At 66.9% G+C, this 18,162-nt stretch carries 14 protein-coding genes; 9 read left to right on the top strand and 5 right to left on the bottom strand.

Going from position 1 to position 18,162, the window contains the following annotated elements:
* Window positions 1-100: 100 nt before the first annotated feature.
* The 7 genes from LGM56_RS01270 to LGM56_RS01240 all read left to right on the top strand — a co-directional run bounded on the left by LGM56_RS01270 (window position 101) and on the right by LGM56_RS01240 (window position 8,648).
* Window positions 101-1,045 carry a GlxA family transcriptional regulator gene (locus tag LGM56_RS01270; RefSeq protein ID WP_089441811.1) on the top strand — a complete coding sequence of 315 codons (945 nt, stop codon included), beginning with the start codon at window positions 101-103 and terminating at the stop codon, window positions 1,043-1,045.
* A gap of 489 nt (window positions 1,046-1,534) precedes the next feature.
* Window positions 1,535-3,247 carry a M36 family metallopeptidase gene (locus LGM56_RS01265; RefSeq protein WP_226202312.1) on the top strand — a complete coding sequence of 571 codons (1,713 nt, stop codon included), beginning with the start codon at window positions 1,535-1,537 and terminating at the stop codon, window positions 3,245-3,247.
* A 79-nt stretch (window positions 3,248-3,326) separates the two neighbouring features.
* Window positions 3,327-4,580: a M20/M25/M40 family metallo-hydrolase gene (locus LGM56_RS01260; protein ID WP_226202310.1), complete on the top strand. Its 1,254-nt coding sequence runs from the start codon at window positions 3,327-3,329 to the stop codon at window positions 4,578-4,580.
* A 263-nt stretch (window positions 4,581-4,843) separates the two neighbouring features.
* Window positions 4,844-5,203 carry a YbjQ family protein gene (locus LGM56_RS01255; RefSeq protein ID WP_089458737.1) on the top strand — a complete coding sequence of 120 codons (360 nt, stop codon included), beginning with the start codon at window positions 4,844-4,846 and terminating at the stop codon, window positions 5,201-5,203.
* Between the two features lie 935 nt (window positions 5,204-6,138).
* On the top strand, window positions 6,139-6,960 hold the full coding sequence (locus tag LGM56_RS01250; protein ID WP_226202308.1) for a 2OG-Fe(II) oxygenase family protein: 822 nt from the start codon (window positions 6,139-6,141) through the stop codon (window positions 6,958-6,960).
* 37 nt (window positions 6,961-6,997) lie between these two features.
* A complete protein-coding gene (locus LGM56_RS01245; protein WP_089496362.1) occupies window positions 6,998-7,624 on the top strand; it encodes a DUF47 domain-containing protein in 627 nt (208 codons plus the stop codon).
* A gap of 13 nt (window positions 7,625-7,637) precedes the next feature.
* Window positions 7,638-8,648, top strand: a complete 1,011-nt coding sequence (locus LGM56_RS01240; protein ID WP_226202306.1) for an inorganic phosphate transporter — start codon at window positions 7,638-7,640, stop codon at window positions 8,646-8,648.
* Between the two features lie 51 nt (window positions 8,649-8,699).
* Here the strand turns inward: LGM56_RS01240 and LGM56_RS01235 are convergent, their stop codons facing one another.
* From LGM56_RS01235 to betC, 5 genes are all read right to left on the bottom strand, one after another.
* Window positions 8,700-9,950 carry an MFS transporter gene (locus tag LGM56_RS01235; RefSeq protein WP_089458739.1) on the bottom strand — a complete coding sequence of 417 codons (1,251 nt, stop codon included), beginning with the start codon at window positions 9,948-9,950 and terminating at the stop codon, window positions 8,700-8,702.
* Window positions 9,951-10,177: 227 nt separating this feature from the next.
* A complete protein-coding gene (gene cysS / locus LGM56_RS01230; protein ID WP_226202304.1) occupies window positions 10,178-11,590 on the bottom strand; it encodes a cysteine--tRNA ligase in 1,413 nt (470 codons plus the stop codon).
* 373 nt (window positions 11,591-11,963) lie between these two features.
* Window positions 11,964-13,103, bottom strand: coding sequence for a porin (locus LGM56_RS01225; RefSeq protein WP_089496359.1), 1,140 nt, complete (start codon window positions 13,101-13,103; stop codon window positions 11,964-11,966).
* Window positions 13,104-13,362: 259 nt separating this feature from the next.
* Window positions 13,363-14,331 carry a choline ABC transporter substrate-binding protein gene (gene choX / locus LGM56_RS01220; RefSeq protein WP_226202301.1) on the bottom strand — a complete coding sequence of 323 codons (969 nt, stop codon included), beginning with the start codon at window positions 14,329-14,331 and terminating at the stop codon, window positions 13,363-13,365.
* Between the two features lie 45 nt (window positions 14,332-14,376).
* The gene (gene betC, locus LGM56_RS01215) at window positions 14,377-15,912 is read right to left on the bottom strand and encodes a choline-sulfatase (RefSeq protein ID WP_226202299.1); all 1,536 of its coding nucleotides are present in this window, start codon (window positions 15,910-15,912) and stop codon (window positions 14,377-14,379) included.
* Window positions 15,913-16,186: 274 nt separating this feature from the next.
* On the opposite strand from betC, the gene LGM56_RS01210 reads away from it, so the two are divergent.
* Together LGM56_RS01210 and purU are read left to right on the top strand one after the other, a co-directional pair.
* Window positions 16,187-17,092 carry a choline sulfate utilization transcriptional regulator gene (locus LGM56_RS01210; RefSeq protein WP_089496356.1) on the top strand — a complete coding sequence of 302 codons (906 nt, stop codon included), beginning with the start codon at window positions 16,187-16,189 and terminating at the stop codon, window positions 17,090-17,092.
* A 169-nt stretch (window positions 17,093-17,261) separates the two neighbouring features.
* A complete protein-coding gene (gene purU / locus LGM56_RS01205; protein WP_089496355.1) occupies window positions 17,262-18,146 on the top strand; it encodes a formyltetrahydrofolate deformylase in 885 nt (294 codons plus the stop codon).
* Window positions 18,147-18,162 lie beyond the last annotated feature (16 nt).

The raw sequence follows: 18,162 nt of genomic DNA, 5'->3' as shown, positions 1-18,162 counted from the left end.
CGCTGACCGTTCGGCGCACGCGAACCGGCCGCGGCGCCAGCCCGTCCGCCCGCCGCCCCGCACGATGCGCGACGACCACCGGATTCCATCTCCTGCCCCGATGCCCGAGGATTTCCATTTCCTGCTGCTGCCCGGCTTCTCCGCCCTCGGCTTCATGTCCGCGGTCGAGCCGCTGCGCGTCGCGAACCGCTTTCGCACCGAGCTCTATCGCTGGCACGTGATCAGCGCCGACGGCGCGCCCGTCGCCGCGAGCAACGGCATTCCGGTTGCCGCCGAGGCCGCGTGCGCGGAGGTCGACAAGGTCGAGACGGTGTTCGTCGTCGCGGGTTTCGATCCGCTCGTGTGCTACACCCGCGCGATCGGCGACTGGCTGCGCCGCCAGCACCGTCATGGTGCAACGCTCGGCGGCATCGACACGGGCAGCTTCGTGCTCGCGGAAGCCGGGCTGTTCGACGCGTCGCAGCCGCTCACGCTGCACTGGGAAGCACTGGCCGCGTTCCGCGAACGCTACCCCGGGCTGAACGCGACGCAGGAGCTGTTCGAGATCGACGACCGGCGCATCACGTGCGCGGGCGGCACCGCGTCGATCGACATGATGCTCGACCTGATCGGGCGGCGGCACGGCGCCGATCTCGCGGCGGCGATCTCCGAGCAGTTCGTCGTCAGCCGGATCCGGCAGCGCTCCGACAGCCAGCGGCTCGAGATCGCCGCGCGCTACGGCGTGCACAACCGCAAGCTGATCCAGGTGATCGGCACGATGCAGCGGCACATGGAAAACCCGCTCGGCTCCGATGCGCTCGCGCAGGAGGTGTCGATCACGCGGCGCCAGCTCGAACGGCTGTTCAGCGCGACGCTGAACGACACGCCGACGCACTTCTACCTGAACCTGCGCCTCGATCGCGCGCGTGAACTGCTGCAGCAGACGGACATGAGCATCACGTCGGTTTGCGTCGCATGCGGGTTCGAATCGCCGTCGCATTTCTCGCGCACGTATCGCACGCGATTCGGGCTGAGCCCGCGCAACGACCGGCGCGCGACGCGCTGATCGTCGCCGGTTTCACGCACAATCCGGCGCGGAATTGCGCGTTCGGGCAGCGATTCCCGCCGCTCGCTGAACAATGCCGGCGATTGATCGACGGACCGAAGCGGTCGTCGAAAATAAATTGGAATGTCGTTGAAAATATTCTGTAACATACCAAAAAAAGTTAGATAGGCAGCCTAACGACATGCATGCCGCATCGCGACGTGCGTCGCGCCACGCGGGCTGCCACCGATATCGATCCGATCCGAGGGGTATGACATGACGATGCTCGCTTCGCCGTCGCCGCACCTGCCTGCCGTTCGCTTCTTCTCCCGCTTCTCCCCCTCTTCGCCTGCCTGTTTCTTTTCGACCTGACATTTAGGTTTCCTTAGTCAGTCGACGCTCCCAACACCGCTTCGCCGCACCGGCGCCATCGCGCAGGCGCGCGGGCCGTGTCGTGCCTGCGCGCCACGAACGCGCGGGCGTATCCAACCGTTGAGATGAGGATCACGTATGCAGACATCACGCAAAGCACTGCCGCTCGCCCTGGGTCTCGCGCTCGGTTTCGGCATCGTCGGCGGCACCGCGGCCGATACGAAAGTGTCGAACCCGCAAGCAACGAGCCTGCGCGAAAGCCTGACGCGCGGCGTCGCGCCGCCGGCCGCCAAGGCCGATACGGCCGCCGGGCAGTTCCGCGCAGACGGCGTCGCCGTCACGCTGTACAACCCCGCGTATCGCGCGAAGAAGACCGCCACGACGCCCGCCGCCACCGCGCGCGACTTCGTCGCGTCGCAGGCCGCGCAGCTCGGGCTCGACGCGACCGCGCTCGCGAGCCTCGTCGTCACGTCGGAGCGCAACGACGCCGACTTCACCGTCGTGCGCCTGCAGCAGCAGGCGGCCGGCTTGCCCGTCTACGGCAGCGATATCGCGGTGACGGTCGCGAAGGACGGCCGCATCCTGTACGTCGCGAGCAACACGATCAACGGCGTGGTCGCGACGTCGCGCAAGTCGCAGGCCGTCGACCAGCAGCAGGCGCTCGACCGCGCCCGCGCGTATCTCGGCGTGAGCGGCTTCACGAACCTGGATGCGCAGCTCGTCGCGTTCGTCGACAAGACCGGCACGCATACCGTATGGAAAGTGCGCGGCCGCCCGAACGACGGCCCGAAAGGCGACTGGGAGCTGCTGATCGACTCGGGCAGCGGCGACGTGCTGCGCGCCGAGGACAAGGCGTTCTATGCGACCGACGGCACGGGCTTCGTGTTCCGGCCCGACCCGCTGTCGCCGACCAAGAGCAGCTACGGCAGCACGGGATTCAAGGACAACAACGACGCTGACTCTTCGCAGCTCACCGCCGCACGCGTGCGCGTGACCTTGAAGGATCTCGCGCAGTCGGGCGGGCGCTACACGCTGACGGGCCCGTACGCGTCGTGCATCGATTTCGACGCGCCGCTCGACAAGGCGTGCCCCGTGCAGTCGACGCCCGCGTTCGAGTTCACGCGCGGCAACCTGTATTTCGAGGCCGTGAACGCGTACTACCACATCGACACGTTCCTGCGTTACGTGAACCAGACGCTCGGCATCAAGGCGCTGCCGTACCAGTACACGGGCGGCGTGCAGTACGACCCGCACGGCGAATCGGGCGACGACAACTCGTCGTACTCGTCGAGCAGCGGCCGGCTGACCTTCGGGCAAGGCGGCGTCGACGATGCGGAGGATGCGGACGTCGTGATCCACGAGCTCGGCCACGGCATCCACGACTGGGTGACGAACGGCGGCCTGTCGCAACAGGAAGGACTGTCGGAAGGCACCGGCGACTATCTCGCCGCCGCGTACAGCCGCGACTTCAACCAGTGGAGCCCGTCGGATGCGCAATACCACTGGGTCTACAACTGGGACGGCCACAACGAGTTCTGGGGCGGCCGCGTGACCAACTGGAACGTCGGGCGCACCTACGCGCAGGCACGCGGCGCGGAGATCCATACGGCCGGCCAGTACTGGGCGTCGTGCAACCTCGTCGCGCGCGATGCGATCGGTGCGCAGGCGATGGACAAGGCGTTCCTGAAAGGGTTGTCGATGACCAACAGCTCGACCAACCAGAAGGCCGCCGCGCAGGCCGTGCTGACGGCCGCGTCCGCGCTCGGCTACAGCAGCGCGCAGCTGACCGCGATCGGCAATGCGTACAACCAGAGTTGCACGTACGGCGTGACCGTACCGAAGAAGTCGTAATTCCGCAGCAGGCGGGGGCGCCTCGCACGACCTGCGGCGCGCCCTCTTCCTCGACATCGCCATCCTCACGAGATCGAACATGCCTACTCTGAAACTGATCCGCCTGAGCGCCGCGCTGGGCGGCATGCTGCTGACCGCCGCCGCACACGCGACGCCGGTGTGGATCACACTCGGCGACGCGGCGTTCCGCCAGTTGCAACGCATCGACGCCGGCGCCACCGCGCAATACAGCACGACCCTCGACGCCGGCAAGACGGCCGACGGCGCCACGCGCCGCGAAACCGTTCACGTCGTCGAAATCGACGATTCACGGCTCGGCGAGCTGGCCCACGCCGTCCACCATACGCGCGGCCACGGGCCCGGCTATGTCGTGCACGACTCGTTCGACGACGCGCGCCAGGCACTGCAGCCGTTGCCGCCGACGCTCGTGAAACAGGCCGCCGCCTCCGTGTACAAGGTATCGAACGCGCCGCAGATCGGCACGTGGATCCAGCAGCTGCAGGCCAGCAACGTCGTCGGCACGATCACGTCGCTGTCCGGCTTCACGAACCGCTACTACACGACGTCGCACGGCGTCGCCGCATCGGACTGGCTCGCCCTGCAGTGGAAGCAGCTGGCGGGCTCGCGCGCCGACATCACCGTCGAACAGTTCGCGCACACCGGCTTTCCGCAGAAATCCGTGATCCTGACGATTCGCGGCAGCGATCCGGCCGCGGGCACCGTCGTGCTGGGCGGCCACCTCGATTCGACGGTCGGCCGCACGACGGAGAACACGCGCTCGCCCGGCGCGGACGACGATGCGTCGGGCATCGCCAGCCTCACCGAAGCGCTGCGCGTGCTGCTGGCGAACAACTACAAGCCGAAGCGCACGATCAAGTTCGTCGGGTACGCAGCCGAGGAAGCCGGGCTGCTCGGCTCGAAAGCGATCGCGAAGCAGTTCCGCGCGCAGAACGCGAACGTGGTCGGCGTGCTGCAGCTCGACATGACGAACTACAAGGGCGATCCGAAGGATATCTACCTGATCACCGACTACACGAACGCGTCGCAGAATACCTACCTGACGAATCTGGCGAAGACCTACTTGCCGGAACTCGCGATCGGCACGTCGCAGTGCGGGTATGCGTGCTCGGATCACGCGTCGTGGAATGCGCAAGGGTATCCGGCGTCGTTCCCGTTCGAGGCCGACCAGAACGACAGCCCGTATATCCACACCGTGAACGACACGCTGGAGAATTCGGATCGGCAGGCGAATCATGCGCTGAAGTTCGGCAAGCTGGCGCTGGCCTACGCGGTCGATCTCGGTGGCGATGGCGGGACGTCCGTGAGGCCCTGACGGCGTGCTGCCGGGAAGGTGGCCCGTGCGCGCCTCCTTCCCGGCGACTTCGGTCGAACGCGCGCCGTCAGGATCGGGTAACGACGCATGCTCGTCGCAGCTGCAATGGCCGCTGCCGGCGCTCGCCGATACATTTGTTAAAGAATGCCGCCGCCTGAGCGGACAACCGGCGACATCGCGATATCGCTCACGTCTCGCTGCCGGCTTCGCGTCCGCGTCCGGATAGAATCGTCGTTCGACCACTCCGCTCCCCACGTCCCGCCATGACCGATACCCCCCGCTCCCTCGACGATCTTTCGCCCGCTCGCGTGACGACGGCGTTCGACCTGCCCGGCCACACGACCGTCCGCTCGCTCGGCGTCGCGCAAGGCATCATCGTGCGCTCGCGCTCGATCGTCGGCTCGTTCGGTGCGTCGCTGCAGACGATCTTCGGCGGCAACATCACGCTCTATACGTCGCTGTGCGAGAAGGCGCGCGAGCATGCGTTCGACAAGATGCTCGCCGATGCGCGCAAGCTCGGCGCGAATGCGATCGTCGCGATGCGTTACGACTCGACCGAGATCGGCTCGGGTGTGACTGAAGTGATTTGCTACGGCACGGCCGTCATCGTCGAACCCGCGTGAGGCCCGGCGCTGGCGCCGACGCGAAGCACGAAAACCGCGCCGCCGTCACGGCCCGACGGGCCTTGCCCGATATGCCGAAATCGGCCCGGTGCATCGGCAACGCTGCCCGCCCGCGCCGACGCCACGGGCAGGCGAACCCCGCGCGAAAACCACGCGAAGTTTTCGATTGACGCGCCGCGCGGTTCCCTCTTACCATCGCACTCGTTTTCATTCATGGAGGCTTCTGTGCCTACCGATGCGAGTTGTAGTTGGTCCTGCACCAACCTGACTGCCGCCTGAGGAAGCTTCGCAGAGCCTTGTCTTCTGCCGCATCCCGGGATAGCAGGATGCGGCGTCTTTCAGGATCGGCCTACCGTCGATCCGAAATTCCCGTACTCGATAATTCAGTCGCCGCTCGACACGCGAGCGGCATCCGTACGTGACCCGCGTCGCGTGCGTGTGTCCGGCTGCATGCCCGCGCGTGCACGGCCCAGGTTCACGCACGCGCTACGCCAATAGACAGGAGTTCGAAATGGACGACGACCCTAGCCGATTAAGCTGCGCCGGCACGTGTTCGCACGCCCTCCCGGCGAACCCTCGACTCCCAGCCTCTTATCAGCCGATCGCGCCCGACGCGGCGCGGCGGGAAGCGCTCGTCCGTCGTTGACGTCATGACGCTCCCGCCGTGTGCAGTCCGGCGCCTGGAGCACGCATGAAACGACTCGATCTCTCCGCTCAGCCGAACCGACAGCACCGGTTCGCACACGACGGCCGCCCGGACACTCTCCCGCGTCGCCACCCTGCCGGTCATTTACGTCGATCCACGGCGGCTTCGTCACGCACGCCGCGATGACGCCGACCGGGTCGCGCCGCCACGCCCCGCCTTCTCATGCGCCTGTCACGCGGCAATGCCCGCGTTCGGCGCCACGCCATGTCCGATGTACCGGGAGAACACCATGCACAACCGTATGAAACTCCATGCCAGCCGGCTGATCCGCGACAGCTACGTCTACTTCAAGATGCCGCGCGCACTGCTCATGCATTTCGACCGCCTCGCGGCCGCCTATGACCAGCTGGATCGCAAGCAAAAGCACGCGTTCTCGTTTCCCGACCAGACCGACGGCTTCCTGCCGTTCGGGCTCGAGTACTCGCTTACGCCCGAGCGCCCTGATCTGTGCGACCGGTTCTGCTACTGGGTTGCACGGCGCGACGCGCATCACGGCTTTGCGCTGGCCAAATCCGCGTTCTACCGCGAGATCGCTGCCTACGAGGGCTGCATCCACACGATCGCGCAAGACCTGCTCGATGCGGTATGCGACAACCTCGGCGGTACGCCGCAGCCGCCGGTCCGGCACAGCTCGTACCTGCAGTTCTGCGCGTACGAGCGGCATCCCGGCAGCCACGACCGCGCGTACCTGCAGGATCCGCACGAGGACGGCCACCTGCTGTCGTTCATCCGGCCGACCGCACCCGGCCTGGTCCTGCTCCCCGACTCGTCGCCGCTTTCTGCGCTGCCGCGGCCCGACGAAATGATCGTGCTGGCCGGTTCACTGCTCGAGGCGCTCACCGACGGCGAAGTGCCGGCGATGCAGCACGCCGTCGAACGCCCGCGCACACGCACACCGCGCAAGTCGCTGATGTACTTCGTCAATCCGGACCTGTCGGCCGGGTACGCCAGCACGATCGTCAACCAGCGGCCGCTGGACTTGCGCTCACTCGCCGAAGGCCGGCACGTCGCATTCGGTAACCGCGCGCTATGCCGCCCGTGCGCGGCCTGACCCGCGTCATCCCGCCCACCTTTTCTCCGGAGAATCCATGCTTGGACGCTTCCTCCCCGTCGAAAACCGTTTCTTCGACCTGTTCGACACGCATGCGCAGCACATCGTCCTCGCCGCGTGCGAGGTTCAGATGCTCCTCGACAATCTCGACGATGCCGAGCTGGCCATGGCCAACGTCCAGACCACCGAACGAACCGGCGACAAGCTCGCACACGATGCGATCGACCTGCTGCACAAGACGTTCATCACACCGCTCGATCGCGACGAGATCCACAAGCTCGTCACGACGATGGACGACATCCTCGACCTGATGGAGGACGTCGCGACCACCGTCGTGGTCTACGACCTGAAGTCGGTCACCGAGGAGGCCAGCGAACTCGCCGACATCGTCGTGCAGTCGGCGCTGCAGGCGCAGATCGCGGTCAACCTGCTGTCCGACATGAAAGAGTCGGCGCAGATCCTCAAGGCATGCGAAGAGATCGACACGCTCGAGACCCGCGCCGACCGCGTGCTGCGATCGGCGATCTCGAAACTCTTTCGCGACGACATCGACGTGAAGACGCTCATCAAGCTGAAGGGCGTCTACGACCTGCTCGAACGGATCACCGACAAATTCGAGGATGTCGCGAACATCGTCGAAGGCATCGTGCTGGAAAACGCGTGAGCGAATCAACAAGATGCATTCGATACAACTCGCCCTATGGATGGTCGCGGCACTCGTGCTCGTGGCGCTCTTATTCGACTTCATGAACGGCTTTCACGACGCGGCAAACTCGATCGCCACCGTCGTGTCGACCGGGGTGCTGAAGCCCCAGCAGGCCGTCGTGTTCGCGGCCGCGTTCAACGTGATCGCGTACTTCATCTTCCACCTGAAAGTCGCGCAGACCGTCGGTAAAGGCACGATCGACCCCGAGATCGTCGACCACTACGTCATCTTCGGCGCGCTGGTCGGTGCGATCGGCTGGAACGTGATCACGTGGTACTACGGGATTCCGTCGAGCTCGTCGCACGCGCTGATCGGCGGCCTCGTCGGCGCGGCGCTCGCCAAGTCGGGCTGGAGCTCGCTGAACATCGACGGGCTGCTGAAGACGATCGCGTTCATCTTCATCTCGCCGCTGCTCGGCTTCATCCTCGGCTCGCTGTTCATGCTCGGCGTGTCGTGGCTGTATTTCCGCACCGCGCCCAGCAAGGTCGACCGGCGCTTCCGCCGGCTGCAGCTGCTGTCGGCCGCGCTGTACAGCCTCGGCCACGGCGGCAACGACGCGCAGAAGACGATCGGCATCATCTGGATGCTGCTGATCGCGTCGGGCTATGCGTCGGCGACCGCCGATGCGCCGCCGGCGTGGGTGATCGGCGCGTGCTACCTGTCGATGGGCCTCGGCACGCTGTTCGGCGGCTGGCGCATCGTGCGCACGATGGGCCAGAAGATCACCAAGCTCAAGCCGGTCGGCGGTTTCTGTGCGGAAACCGGTGGCGCGATGACGCTGTTCCTCGCATCGTTCCTCGGCATTCCGGTGTCTACCACGCACACGATCACCGGCGCGATCGTCGGTGTCGGCGCGACGCAGAAGCTGTCGGCCGTGCGCTGGGGGGTGGCCGGCAACATCGTGTGGGCCTGGGTGCTGACGCTGCCCGCGGCTGCGTTGTTCGCGGCCGGTGGATGGTGGCTCGGTCACCGGATCTTCTGATTGCTTCGACGCGACCGTACGCGTGACACAGGACGCATCCCGCACCCCACGTCACGCGTCGCGCTCGAGCGACTTCATGTTCGTGAGCTGAGGAAACAGCCGCATCCACGTGAGCGCGACCGCAATCGTCGCGGCGCCACCCACGACGATTGCCGCGGGCGCGCCCCACCAAGCGGCCGTCACGCCCGACTCGAATTCGCCGAGCTGGTTCGACGTACCGATGAACAGCGAATTGACCGCGCTCACGCGCCCGAGCATGTCGTCGGGCGTGCGCAGTTGCACGAGCGACAGCCGCACGACGACGCTGACGACGTCCGACGCGCCGAGCGCGGCCAGCGCCACGAGCGACAGCGCGAAGTGCCGCGACAACCCGAACACGATCGTCGCGATGCCGAATGCGATCACGCCGCCGAACATCGCGCGGCCCGGCCGCCCCTTCAGCGGGAACCGCGTGAGCCACAGCGTGCCCGCGAGCGCGCCGACCGCGGGCGCCGCACGCAGCGCACCGAGCCCCCACGGGCCGACCTGCAGGATGTCGCGCGCGTAGATCGGCAGCAGCGCGGTCGCGCCACCGAACAGCACCGCGAACAGGTCGAGCGACAACGCGCCGAGAATCGCCGGCTCGCGCCGGATGAACGCGATCCCCGAAAACACCGAGCGCAGCGTGACCGGCTCGCGGGCGGGCGGCGCACTGCGCAGCGGAATCGTGCCGCTCAGCACCGCCGCGATCGCGAATGCGACGACGCTCGTGCCGAACGCCGCGGGCGCGCCCACGCCATACAGCAGGCCGCCGAATGCGGGCCCGAGGATCTGCGCGGCCTGGTTCGCCGATGTCGACAGCGCGGTTGCGCGCGGCAGATCGGTACGCGGCACGACGGCCGGCAGCAGCGACGACACCGACGGCGACTCGAACGCGCGGGCCGTGCCGACGATCGCCGCAAGCGCGTAGACGGCCGGTGCGGCCAGCCACCCTTGCGTGGCACCGAGCAGGAACACGCCGGCGGCCAGCGCCTCGACGCCCTGGCAGATCGTCGCGATGCGCCGGCGATCGTAGCGGTCGGCCACCTGTCCGACGACGAGCGTCAACGCGAACATCGGCACGAACTGCGCGAGGCCGACGAGACCGAGCGCGAATGCGCTATGCGTGAGCGCGTAGACGTACCAGCCGATGGCAACCGACAGGATCTGGAACGCCAGGGAAGACATGACACGCGTGCCCCAGAAACGCTGGAACGGGACATGGCGGAACAGGTTGGCGGGTAACGGGGATAAAGGACTAGGGTCGGGCACGGAGTCGGTCATCGAGGTCTCGGCAGGCGGCGCTGCGCGCCGGTACCGTTCGAGAAACGACGGCGCACGCCGACGCGTGCGCGCGAAAACGGTACCGACGCGGCCAAAGCGCGATGATATGCCAACCGCGGAAAACCGGCCGCAGGCGTGAGTGCCGACGATTCCTGCGGCCAAGTCGAGCGCGGCCGCCGGGTCGATGTCCGGCGACGGGATCTTCCGATACAGGCGGCCCGCGCGCTTTACTGCGGCGGGCCGCCTGTATCGCTCGAATCCGTCGCGAAGCCGAACACGCGTTGCCCTTCCGGCGTGTCCTCGACTCTCCAGCCCTCGGCGCTCAACGCTGCCCGGATCCGGTCGGCCTGCGCCCAGTCCTTGTCCGCCCTCGCGCGCTCACGCTCACCGAGCAACCCACGGACATGGTCCGGAACGTCGAACGCAACCGGCCGCCATTCGCGCAAGCCGAGACCCAGCACGGCATCGAAGCTGTCGACGGTCGCTTTCAGGGTGGCAGGCGGCAGGTTGCTCCTGACCAGGTCCCACAGCACCGCGAGCGCCCTCGGCAGGTTCAGGTCCTCGTTCACTTCGGCATCGAAGCGCGCGGCGAAATCCGCATCGACCTGCCCGCCGTCCGGCCAGCCGGCATGGAGGTGCCGCAGCCGATTCAGCGCGGTGTGCGCCGCGTCGAGTGACGCCCACGTGAAATGCAGCTTGCTTCGATAGTGGGCCGTCAGGCACAGGTACCGGTACGCGAGCGGATCGACACCGCGGCGCTGCAAGGTCTGCAGGCGAACGAAATCGCCGCTCGACTTCGACATCTTCGCATCGGCGTCGAGCGTCAGAAAGTGCCCGTGCATCCAGTAGTTCGCGAGGGACGTGCCGTGGGCCGCCCGCGTCTGCGCGATCTCGTTGCTGTGATGCACGGCGATATGATCCTCGCCGCCGCAATGGATATCGAACAACGTCCCGAGATACTTCGCCGACATCGCCGAGCATTCGATATGCCAGCCCGGAAAGCCGCGCCCCCACGGGCTGTCCCATTCCATTTGCCGCTGGACGTCGGCCGGGCTGAACTTCCACAGTGCGAAATCCGTGATGCTCCGCTTCCCGCCCAATGCCACCCGCTTGCCCGCCTGCAACCCCGCGCGGTCCAGCCGCGCGAGATACCCGTAGTCGTCCTGCCGACTGGTGTCGAAGTAGAGGCCGTCGTCCGTCCGATAGACGTAGCCGCCCCGGTCGAGCGTATCGATGAAGGCAATCTGTTCGGCGATGTGATCGGTGGCGCGGCACCACACCGTCGGCTCGAGCAGGTTGAGCGCGTGCCAGTCCCGGACGAACGCCTCGGTGTAGCGCCGCGCGATGGCCCACGCCGATTCGCCGGTCCGACGGCTGCCCTTCTCCATCTTGTCTTCGCCTTCGTCCGCATCCGACGTCAGGTGGCCGACGTCGGTGATATTGACGACGTGCCGGACCGCGTAGCCGTTGCGTTCCAGTACGCGGCGCAGGAGATCCTCGAACACGTAGGTTCTCAGGTTGCCGATGTGGGCATCGTCGTAGACCGTCGGGCCGCAGCAATACATGCCAACCTGCCCGGCCCGGATAGGCGTGAAGGGGCGCACGGTACGCGACCAGGTGTCATACAGCGCAAGCGGCATCGAGTTTCTCCATCTGGAAAGTGTCGGCCCAAAAACAAAAAGGCCGCCTGTCTTGCATCACAGGCGGCCGGAAGGCGATTGCTTGAATGTTTAGCGAATTCGCTAGACGCAACTTCCCCCTGGCATGTTCTGACAACATGCACCGATGAACGAGGAGGGGGAAAGGGCGAGATCAAGCATGCGGTCGATGCTAGCGCCTATAGACGGCAATGGTCAATACCATCCGAGCGCTTCTCCCCGGGCGGTGGCCACGCTGCCGGCACGGGCCGGACGGCTTTCATGCCCGCTCACGCCGGCAAAAAAAAGCGCGAACCGAGGTTCGCGCCAAAGAGAGACCGCTCGCTGAAGACGTCGCTGCCCCACCCCATCCCGCTCAGAACGAATGCCGCATCCCGATCCGCACGTCGGCCTGCGTCTGCGTCGTCGACGGCGTGAAGCTGTAGCCGATCACCGCATCGACGCCCTGCGATGCGCGCAGGTAATCGCCGGAGATGTAGATGTCGGTGCGCTTCGAAAGCAGGTAGTGCAGGCCGGCCGTGCCCTGGTTCCAGTGGTGGCCTTCGAAGCGCGTGTGCTGGTAGCCCGCGATGAGGCTCAGCGCCGGCGTGAACTGGTACAGGCCGCCGCCTTCGTACACCTGCATGTGCGACGACTGGCCGAAGCCCTTGATCGTCGTGTACGAGTAGTTGGCGTCGAGCGTCAGCTTGCCGATCGTGTAGCTGGTGCCGATGCCGAACGTGCCCTGGCTGTCGACGTCCATCGCGGTGTTCGCGAACAGGTCGGTGCGGGCACCGGTCGCCGGATCGACGGTGACGGTCTGCTGGCCGAGGAACGTGTGCGTGCCGATCATCGCGTACGGGTCGAACGCATAGATGCCGTTCGGGTTGTTCAGGCGCGTATACGCGGCGCCGATCGAGAAGTCGCCCTTCGTGAAGCTCGCGCCCGCGCTCCAGGCGCTGTTGCGATGGAAGTTGCCCGCGACGTTGCCGAACGAGTACATCGCGCCGAACTTGAAGCCGCTCAGGTCGTTCGACAGGAACTTCACCGAGTTCGGCAGGCGGTCGCCGTTGAAGCGGTCGAAGTCGCCCTGGTGGATCGCATAGCCGCTGCCCCACGCGGAGATGTTGTAGATCGATACGAGCTCGTTCGTGATGTCGAGCTGGTTGCCGAACGACAGCGTGCCCCAGTCGTTCTGCAGGCCGACATACGCCTGGCGGCCGAACTCCGCGCCGCCGAAGCCGAGTTGCCCGTTGCCGAGGTGGAAGCCGCTCTCGAGGGTGAACACGGCCTTCAGGCCGCCGCCCAGGTCTTCGGTGCCCTTGAGGCCGAAGCGGTTTCCGTAGGCGACGCCGTCATCGAACTTGACCACGTGCGAACCGCCCGTGTTGTTCACGTACGTGATGCCCGCGTCGAGAATCCCGTACAGCGTCACGCTGCTTTGCGCATGCCCGATGGCGGGAATACAGGCCGCGCATGCAAGCGCGGCGGCTACGGCAACTTTCTTTTGCTTCATTGTCGACCACCCTCCCTGAACCGTTCGATGGATAGAATCTCGTCCCGGCGCGTGCCGCGATGCGCCGGTGGATTCGAATTCGGTACGCCCGCTGGCTTTGGTATTTCGTTTTCCGCAATAACGCAGCCATTGGCGAAAAATACAAACCCATATTTCGGGTCACCCGTCTGAAGGCGACACTAAATGGTCACGATGCGACGGATCGGGAAAACACGTAGACAGGCGGCACGGCAAAAACCGGCCGCCGGAAGGGAGGGAATCAGCGACCGTCGAGGGCCGCGCGCACGGCCGGCAGGCCCGGTGCGCCGGCCGCCGTCGTCACGCCGTCGAGCCAGCCGGCGACCAACGCCGGGTCGGCCTTCAGCGCATGCTGCGCCGCGAGCACGGGCGACGTCTTGTGGTCGAGCATGTCGGCGATCATCCGGTTCTCGACGTCGACCGAGAACGTCATCTGCCGGAACAGCCGCGCGAGGTTCGCGCACTGGCCGGCGAACCCGGCACGCGTGACCGTGTTGACCGTCGCGCCGCCGTAGTTCGGACCGAAGTACGCATCGCCGCCCGACAGATACGTCAGATGGAACTTCGTGTTCATCAGATGCGGCTCCCATGCGAGAAACACGATCCAGCGCTTGTCGCGCACCGCGCGCTCGACCTGCGTGAGCATGCCCGTCTCGCTCGATTCAACGAGCGACCAGTTCGCCGCGCCGAGTGCATGGTCGGACAGCATCCGCTTGATGTTCTGGTTCGCGGGCGCGCCGGGCTCGATCCCGTAGATCTTGCCGCCGAAGCGGTCCGCGTAGCGCGCGAGATCGGCGAACGTATGCACGCCGGCGGCCGCCACGTAATCGGGCACCGCGAGCGTGAATTTCGCGCCGCTCAGGTTCGCGTGCAGCACGTCGATCGATTTCTCGTCGACGAACGGCTTCACGAGCGGCGCCTGCGCGGGCATCCAGTTGCCGAGGAACACGTCGACCTGCCCTTTCTTGAGCCCCTGGTACGTGATCGGCACCGACAGGTTCGCCACGTCCTGCCGGTAGCCGAGCGCCTTCAGCACGACGCCCGCCATCGCGTTCGTCGCGTCGATGTCGGTCCAGCCGGGCGCCGCCATCTTCACGTCGCCGCACGTCTGCGGGTCGGCCGCATGCGCGGCTTGCGTCGTCATCAGGCACGCGGCGGCGGCGAGCGCCGCGCCGATCCTTCGGATTGCTGCATTGCGTTGCCGTTTCATGGTTCGCTTCCTCCGTCGTTCTTCAATGATCGCGATGCGGTACGCTCAGCGCCCGACTCGCGGAAACCGCGCCATTGCCTCGAGCGTGTCGAGCTCGATGTGATTGCGCATGTAGCGCTGGCTCGCGTCGGTGAACGGCTGCCAGTCCCACGCCTGAATGCGGCCCTGCGTCGTGGCCGCGTAATGGAAGCGCCGGCGGCGCTGGCTCGCGCGCACCTGCCGGTCCAGCTCGGGCAGGTTCCAGCGCTGCGCGGCCTGCGCGCGGAACGCGGCAAGCACGTCGGCCGCTTCCGGCGTGCCGGCCAGGTTCGTCAGCTCGCGCGGGTCGTCCGACAGGTTGTACAGCTGGTCGGGATCGAGCGGGCAATGCACGTACTTCCAGTCGCCGCTGCGGATCATCACGACCGGCGCGATCGCGCCTTCCGCCAGGTATTCGCCGAGCGCGACGTCGTGCGCCGGCGTGCCGTGCAGGTGCGGCACCAGGCTCGCGCCGTCGACCGGGTCGGGCCAGCCGCCGGCCGGTGCCGCGCCGGCGAGGTCGACGAGCGTCGGCAGCAGGTCGACGTGCGACACGGGCCCGCGCACGCGCGCGGCGTCGAAGCGGCCCGGCGCATGCACGATCAACGGCACGCGGCAGCCGCCTTCGAAGAACGTCATCTTGTACCAGAGCCCGCGTTCGCCGAGCATGTCGCCATGGTCGGACGTGACGATCACGATCGTATCGTCGGCGAATCCGCACTGTTCGAGCGCGGCCAGCACGCTGCCGAACTGCGTGTCGACATAGGACGTCGCGCCGTAGTAAGCGCGGCGCGCGGCGCGGATCTGCGCATCGGTGGGCGGCGTACGGTCGTTCTCGCAGACGAAGCGCAGCCGCTGCGAATGCGGGTCGCTTTCCGCCGCGTCGAGCCGCACGGCCGGCATGTCGATTTCTTCGTCGCTGTACAGATCCCAGTAGTCGCGCGTGATCGCATACGGGTCGTGCGGATGGGTCAGCGACACGACCATGCAGAACGGCCGTGCATCGTGCCCGGCCGCGCGCTCGCGCGCGACGTCGTACAGCTTCTGCTTCGCCGCGAACGTCACCTCGTCGTCGAAATCGAGCTGGTTCGTGCGCACGCACGGGCCGGCCTCCAGCACCGAACTCATGTTGTGATACCAGCTCGGCCGCTCGGTCGGACTGTCCCAGTCGGGCACCCAGCCGAAATCGGCCGGATAGATATCGGTCGTGAGGCGCTCCTCGAAGCCGTGCAGCTGGTCGGGCCCGCAGAAATGCATCTTGCCGGACAGCATCGTCCGGTAACCGCCCGCGCGCAGGTAGTGCGCGAAGGTCAGCGTTTGCGCCGGCAATTCGGCGGCGTTATCGTAGGCGCCGATCCCCGACGGCAGCTTGCCCGTCAGCAGCGAGAAACGCGACGGCGCGCACAGCGGGCTCGCGCAGTACGCGGCGTCGAACACCACGCCTTGCGCGGCGAGACGGTCCAGCGTCGGCGTGCGCGCGACGCGATTGCCATAGGCCGGCAGCGCGAACGGCGTGAGCTGGTCGGCCATCAGGATCAGGATGTTGGGTGTCGGGTTCGTCATCGGCGTTCGTGGGGAAAACGGTGTTCGAATGGAGCGGCGCGCCGCTCGCGCAGCGGGACGTCCGGCATGACGGAAGCGGCTCGGCGAAAGTGCCGCACGGGCGGGCCGCGCTGGCTAGAATCGCGGAATGCGTGGCGCGGTGCCCGTGAAGCGGGCTTTGAAGCAGGCTTTGAGCAGGCCGCGAAACGCAGGTACCGCACCGTCCGAAGCACTATCCCCCACCCGAATTCGCGCGGGTAGGTGTCCGGCCCTTATGGGGCCATTAGAGAGACTTATGTCGAAATCCGAACCGTTACCGTCGATGCAGGCGCTGCGCGCGTTCGAATCGGCCGCCCGGCTCGCGAGCTTCACGGCCGCCGCGCGCGAGCTCGGCTCCACCCAGCCGGCCGTGAGCCAGCAGGTGTTCCAGCTCGAGGCCGAACTGGGCGTGCCGCTGTTCGAGCGCAGCCCGCGCGGCGTCACGCTGACGGCCGACGGCGAGTGCCTGTACGAAGCCGTGCGGCTGAGCCTCGACACGCTGCGCGGCGCGACCGCGACCCTGCGTGCGCGCCGCGAGCACGGTGCGCTCACGATCGTCACCGACTTCGGCTTCGCGACCTACTGGCTGATGCCGCGCCTGGCCGGGCTGAAGCGCGTGATGCCGGATGTCGACGTGCGCGTCGTCACGTCACAGGATTACGACGCGCAGCGCGACCATGGCGACATCGCGATCCTGTTCGGCGACGGCCACTGGCCGTCGTGCACCGCCGCGCGACTCTTTCCGGAATCGGTCACACCCGTCTGCTCGCCCGCGTTCCGCGACGCGCACCCGCACGTCGCGCGGGCCGAGCACTTGCTGGCCCTGCCGCTGCTGCACGTGCAGCCGACGCGCCCCGAGCGCTGGCTGTCGTGGTCCGGCTGGTTCGACGCGCACGGCCTCGATACGGCCGCCGCCGCGCGCGGCGTGACCTTCAACAGCTACGCGCTCGTGATCCATGCGGCACTGCTCGGCGAAGGCGTCGCGCTCGGCTGGTCGCCGCTCGTGGACGAACTCGTCGCGTCGGGGCAGCTCGTGAAGCCCGTCGACGCGCCGGTCGTCACGTCGCGCGGCTACTTCCTGGTGCGGCCGCCGCAGCGGCCCGAGCCGGACGCGACCCACGTGTTCCGGCGCTGGCTGCTCGACGCGTGCGCGAGCGCGTGACGGGCGCACCGCGCCCCCGCGTGCTGGCGCGCCGATACCAGCCACACGGCGCGTTGGTTCTATCCGCCTCGAAATCGTCCTGATTTACTTGAGCCTCCCGCTACCCGCGCGGCGCGGCGCCTTCGTGCGCCGCCGCACGGCCGTGCGCCCATGCCATCCGAGGAGTCTCATGACCGCCGAGCACCGCCCCGATCAATTCGTCCTGACACTGTCGTGCCCGAGCGCGGCCGGCCAGGTCGCCGCCGTCGTCGGCTTTCTCGATCGCCATCGCTGCTATGTCGATGCGCTGAACGTGTTCGACGACGATCTCAGCAACCGCTTCTTCGTGCGCTGCGTCTTTCATCCGACGGATGAAACGCTGCAGATCGATGCGCTGCGCCACGAATTCGCACCAATCGCAGCCGGGCTCGGCGGCCAGCAGGGCGACATGCAATGGGCGATCCACGACGTGAACGCGCGGCCCAAGGTGCTGATCATGGTGTCGAAGCTCGAGCACTGCCTCGCGGACCTGCTGTTCCGCTGGCGGATGGGCGAGCTGAAGATGGACATCGTCGGCATCGTGTCGAACCATCCGGATTTCGAACCGCTCGCCGCGCAGCACGGGCTGCCGTTCCGCCACTTCCCGATCACGGCCGAGACGAAGGCGCAGCAGGAAGCGCAGTGGCTCGACTTCTTCGAGACGAGCGGCGCCGAACTCGTGATCCTCGCGCGCTACATGCAGGTGCTGTCGCAGGAGACGAGCGCGAAGCTCGCGAACCGCGCGATCAACATCCATCATTCGTTCCTGCCCGGCTTCAAGGGCGCGAAGCCGTATCACCAGGCGCATGCACGCGGCGTGAAGCTGATCGGCGCGACCGCGCACTTCGTCACCGACGATCTCGACGAAGGCCCGATCATCGAGCAGGTCGTCGAGCGCGTCGATCATGCACTGCGGCCGGAGCAGCTGCTCGCGGTCGGGCGCGATGTCGAATCGCTCACGCTCGCACGCGCGGTGAAGGCGTTCATCGAGCGGCGCGTGTTCCTGAACGGGGATCGGACGGTGGTGTTTTCGTAAGCGAAAAGGCGTCGCG

Source organism: Burkholderia sp. AU38729 (assembly GCF_020419725.1).
In the GTDB taxonomy this organism is placed as follows: domain Bacteria; phylum Pseudomonadota; class Gammaproteobacteria; order Burkholderiales; family Burkholderiaceae; genus Burkholderia.
Note: the sequence above shows the minus strand (reverse complement) of the source record. Positions and strands in the feature narration are given on the sequence as shown.

Bases quoted from the DNA above. Each gene is read 5' to 3' on its own strand.
- LGM56_RS01260 (WP_226202310.1), top strand. From the start codon at position 3,327: ATGCCTACTCTGAAACTGATCCGCCTGAGCGCCGCGCTGGGCGGCATG.
- LGM56_RS01210 (WP_089496356.1), top strand. From the start codon at position 16,187: ATGTCGAAATCCGAACCGTTACCGTCGATGCAGGCGCTGCGCGCGTTC.
- cysS (WP_226202304.1), bottom strand. From the start codon at position 11,590: ATGCCGCTTGCGCTGTATGACACCTGGTCGCGTACCGTGCGCCCCTTC.
- LGM56_RS01265 (WP_226202312.1), top strand. From the start codon at position 1,535: ATGCAGACATCACGCAAAGCACTGCCGCTCGCCCTGGGTCTCGCGCTC.
- purU (WP_089496355.1), top strand. From the start codon at position 17,262: ATGACCGCCGAGCACCGCCCCGATCAATTCGTCCTGACACTGTCGTGC.
- LGM56_RS01245 (WP_089496362.1), top strand. From the start codon at position 6,998: ATGCTTGGACGCTTCCTCCCCGTCGAAAACCGTTTCTTCGACCTGTTC.
- LGM56_RS01235 (WP_089458739.1), bottom strand. From the start codon at position 9,950: ATGACCGACTCCGTGCCCGACCCTAGTCCTTTATCCCCGTTACCCGCC.
- LGM56_RS01255 (WP_089458737.1), top strand. From the start codon at position 4,844: ATGACCGATACCCCCCGCTCCCTCGACGATCTTTCGCCCGCTCGCGTG.
- LGM56_RS01240 (WP_226202306.1), top strand. From the start codon at position 7,638: ATGCATTCGATACAACTCGCCCTATGGATGGTCGCGGCACTCGTGCTC.
- LGM56_RS01270 (WP_089441811.1), top strand. From the start codon at position 101: ATGCCCGAGGATTTCCATTTCCTGCTGCTGCCCGGCTTCTCCGCCCTC.
- choX (WP_226202301.1), bottom strand. From the start codon at position 14,331: ATGAAACGGCAACGCAATGCAGCAATCCGAAGGATCGGCGCGGCGCTC.
- LGM56_RS01250 (WP_226202308.1), top strand. From the start codon at position 6,139: ATGCACAACCGTATGAAACTCCATGCCAGCCGGCTGATCCGCGACAGC.
- betC (WP_226202299.1), bottom strand. From the start codon at position 15,912: ATGACGAACCCGACACCCAACATCCTGATCCTGATGGCCGACCAGCTC.
- LGM56_RS01225 (WP_089496359.1), bottom strand. From the start codon at position 13,103: ATGAAGCAAAAGAAAGTTGCCGTAGCCGCCGCGCTTGCATGCGCGGCC.